Raw genomic sequence first — 3,821 nt, 5'->3', positions numbered from 1 at the left:
TAATGAAGGGGACTTGTGATGGTAGGGTAACTGATGGCACGGGTAATCTAGGAATAGAAAAAATAAACAAAAATTCTCCTAGACAAGTTGTTTTCGGTGAACTGGATGACTTACGTAGACCTACAGGTGTTACTGCTACAATTATTCCAGATATGATAGGAACGGGTAGCAAAGCAAAGCAATCGATTATCCCTCCAGGGTTTTTAGGTGGAGGAAAAGGCAGTCCAGGTCACGCTCGCGGACACTTGCTTGGAAATCAACTGGGTGGTACTGGTAATGATTCACGCAACCTAGTTACACTTTATCAATCCCCAGTTAATTCTCCAGTAATGAGAGGGTTTGAGACATCTGTACGAAATGCAGTTGATGCAGGGGAAATTGTAAGATATCAGTCTATTCCTATCTACAAAGGGGATAATTTGACTCCTATTGGTGTAACATTAAAAGCAAGGGGCATAGATGGCTTTAGTATGGATGTAACAATTTTAAATAGAAAGTAAGAGGTGTATTTAATTTGGAGAATTTAATTAGAATACTTAATCCTCCTGATAAGCCTGATAACACAGGTGACGAAAAGAGTTGGGAGACATTTATAAAAATCTTAGGTACAGAACTCCCAAGTGATTATAAAAAGTTTATTAGAACTTATGGCACTGGTGGTATTGATAATTTTATTTGGATACTGACACCCTTTGATCAAGATGAAAATATTAATTTTCTCCGAAGGAAAGAAGAAATCTCTGGTGCATATATGCAGTCAAAACAAGAATTTCCTAAAAATTTTAAACACGATGTTTTTCCAGCTAGTGGAGGTATTCTTCCTTGGGCTTTCACGGATAATGGAGATGAACTATATTGGCTGACTGAAGGGGAGCCTGACCAATGGAAGGTTGTTGTTTATGAAACAAGATCTTCTGATTACCATATTTATTCACTAACTATGACTGAATTTATATATAAGGTCTTAACTAGAGAACTTATATGTGATGCTTTTCCGGAGGATTTTCCAAGTGAAAATCCAATCTTTGTACTATAAATATATTGATACCTTGTCTGCTAATTGATGTACCATTTTCTGGGGGTAGCCAGTACAGTTTGAATCTATCATTCAACCAATAACACATATAACCCATGTAATACCCGTATAAAGATTTCTCGATTTCAATCGTACTCAACATCAATGCTTGATTTTTATAACCTAAATAACGTTCTAGCGTTACATTGAACAGGTTGATTATGGTCAGATCCCACCATGATTGATCTGTTTTTTGTTATCTTCGTTTTCTTGCATATTATTCAGATCTATCGCAACTGTAGATTACTATACAACGATAGTGACGGTGAGAAGGACATTAATCGCAACTTTAACGGTGGACACCACGACAACTATAGTAAGGGCGGTGAACAAATGAGGTTACTTTGTCCGCAACTTAACTGACCATAGCAACGATGATTACTGTGTCAATAACAATCTGGTACCGCGCCAGTCAATATATACAGGTAAGGATACGTTTTAGGCTAGCCACCTTGCCCTCTAATATAGTCCGAAACCTCATAACAGATGAACAAGGTAGCGTGACCGACAGCTATGACCTAGCCGGGAATATGATGACAAGAACGGATAGTGACAAAGAAGCGTATCCCCCGATCGCCTATACAAAAGATAACCGTTTGTTTAGTATAGGAGGATACCCGGTCGAAATGGATGCCGACGGGAATCTCCTGTACATGAGCGAAGGGAAGACGATGGCATCCTTCGAATATGATGCACGTAACCGACTCGTGAAATCGGGCAAAGCCCAGTACACGTATGATGCTCAAGGCAATCGGACCTCGATGACATGGAAAGGGAAGACAACGCGATATGTCGTTGATGCTCTTCCGGAATTAAGCCGTGTGCTGATGGAGTTAGACGCTGAGGGAACCCCGAAAACCTATTATGTATATGGCTTAGGGCTGATCGGACGAGAAGATGCCCAAGGCCATTACCAGAGTTACCACAGTGATATCCGTGGAAGTACAACTCTCTTAACAGATGAACAAGGTAGCGTGACCGACCGATATACCTATGGACCGTACGGTGAATTAGAGAAGCACGAAGGAAAGACCAACCAACCGTTTGGATATAACGGAAGGGACGGCGTACAATCTGATCCGAACGGACTCTATTATATGAGGGCACGGTACTACCATCCGGTCTTACAACGCTTCTTGAACCGAGATATCCTCCGTGGAGATCTGATGGATGGACAGACGCTGAATCGCTATGCTTATGTCAACGGAGACCCGATTCGTTATATTGATCCGTTGGGATTAATGAAGGGGCCTTGTCCTGATGGGGTACCTGAGGGGACGGGTAATCTTGCTGAAGAAGGCAGTCAATTAACTAGACGAATACTTCCAGATGGACGGGTAGTTTCTGATGTTACGAGTCTGCCAGGCAAACAAGGCATAACTGTCCCTAATAGGGTATCACCAGAAGAAATGAGACAATTAACTGAACATCATGGTGTTCAGTTTGCATTAGTTTATGAGAGAGGTACTGGGAAAAATGGAGCAGGTGGCACTTACAACCTATTTTCGGGAACTTCCACCAGTGTTCCTGTACCAATCAGCAAAGATTCAATGCTTATCTATCATACTCATCCTGCTGGTAGTCCATTCTCAAGTAAAGCAGATAGAAGGGTTCTACAAGTGTTGGAGCAAGTCGGTTCACCTCAACGTAGCTCTCAAATTATACCTTCAGGTAGAGATGATGTAATTAGATTTTTCCAAGATGGAAGTTATAGATAACTCAATCGAGAGGAGTGAAATATATGAGTTTGGAAGAGTATAAGTATATATGGACAGAAAATAGAAAGGAATATGTGCTCGTAAAAATGAAAGATGGCGATTACTCGATTTTTAATAGGATGGATAAAATCGCATTAATAATTGAAGATGATGATATCTATGATGCGGTAATTAATGAAATGTTAAAGAGTAAATGTGAGATAGTAGATAGTATCTTATAATATTATGTGAATACCTTGGTTGGCTTATAATTGCCGTTCAAGGTCTTTTTTTTTTGACTACTCAGGGCCGAATGAACTCATCTTTCAACCAATAACACACTTAACCCATGTGATATGCTACAAAGATGCAACAGTATCACTACACCTACAACGCGATCGGCCAGATCATCCAAGAGGAAGACAAGCAATATACGTATGATAACTTAAGACGGATGAGTAGTGGATCTTGGTCGGGTCGACGGATTGCATACAGCTATGACCTAGCTGGGAATATGATGACAAGAACGGATAGTGAACAAGAGGCGTATCCGCCGATCGCCTATACAAAAGATAACCGTTTGTTTAGTATAGGAGGATACCCGGTCGAGATGGATGCCGATGGGAATCTCCTGTACATGAGCGAAGGAAAGACGATGGCATCCTTCGAATATGATGCACGTAACCGACTCGTGAAATCGGGAAAAGCCCAGACACGTATGATGCTCAAGGCAATCGGACCTCGATGACATGGAAAGGGAAGACGACACGGTACGTCGTGGATGCTCTTCCGGAATTAAGTCGTGTGCTGATGGCGTTAGACGCTGAAGGAATCCCCAAAGCCACTTATGTCTATGGCTTAGGGCTGATCGGACGAGAAGATGCTCAAGGTAATTACCAAAGTTACCACAGTGATATCCGTGGAAGTACAACGCTCTTAACAGATGAACAAGGCAGTGTGACTGACCGCTATACCTATGGACCATACGGCGAGTTAGAGAAGCACGAAGGAAAGACCAACCAACCGTTTGGTTATAACGGAAGGGACGG

At 41.6% G+C, this 3,821-nt stretch carries 6 protein-coding genes; all 6 read left to right on the top strand.

Features of this window, described 5'->3' with window-relative positions:
• A partial coding sequence (locus PGLA_RS22745) for a DNA/RNA non-specific endonuclease (RefSeq protein WP_068537437.1) occupies window positions 1-500 on the top strand: 500 nt, incomplete at its 5' end.
• A 14-nt stretch (window positions 501-514) separates the two neighbouring features.
• Window positions 515-1,036 (top strand): SMI1/KNR4 family protein, encoded by a 522-nt coding sequence (locus PGLA_RS22740; protein WP_068537435.1) that lies wholly within the window; start codon window positions 515-517, stop codon window positions 1,034-1,036.
• A gap of 413 nt (window positions 1,037-1,449) precedes the next feature.
• Window positions 1,450-2,793: an RHS repeat-associated core domain-containing protein gene (locus PGLA_RS22735; RefSeq protein WP_084411435.1), complete on the top strand. Its 1,344-nt coding sequence runs from the start codon at window positions 1,450-1,452 to the stop codon at window positions 2,791-2,793.
• Window positions 2,794-2,816: 23 nt separating this feature from the next.
• Window positions 2,817-3,014: a hypothetical protein gene (locus PGLA_RS22730; protein ID WP_068537431.1), complete on the top strand. Its 198-nt coding sequence runs from the start codon at window positions 2,817-2,819 to the stop codon at window positions 3,012-3,014.
• A gap of 125 nt (window positions 3,015-3,139) precedes the next feature.
• Window positions 3,140-3,520 (top strand): hypothetical protein, encoded by a 381-nt coding sequence (locus PGLA_RS22725; protein ID WP_068537429.1) that lies wholly within the window; start codon window positions 3,140-3,142, stop codon window positions 3,518-3,520.
• Window positions 3,517-3,821, top strand: a 305-nt coding sequence (locus tag PGLA_RS22720) for a hypothetical protein (protein ID WP_211269606.1), incomplete at its 3' end; no start/stop codon positions are given. The genes PGLA_RS22725 and PGLA_RS22720, both read left to right, overlap by 4 nt.

The sequence above is a fragment of the Paenibacillus glacialis genome (genome assembly GCF_001637205.1).
In the GTDB taxonomy this organism is placed as follows: Bacteria; Bacillota; Bacilli; order Paenibacillales; family Paenibacillaceae; genus Paenibacillus_AQ; species Paenibacillus_AQ glacialis.
Note: the sequence above shows the minus strand (reverse complement) of the source record. Positions and strands in the feature narration are given on the sequence as shown.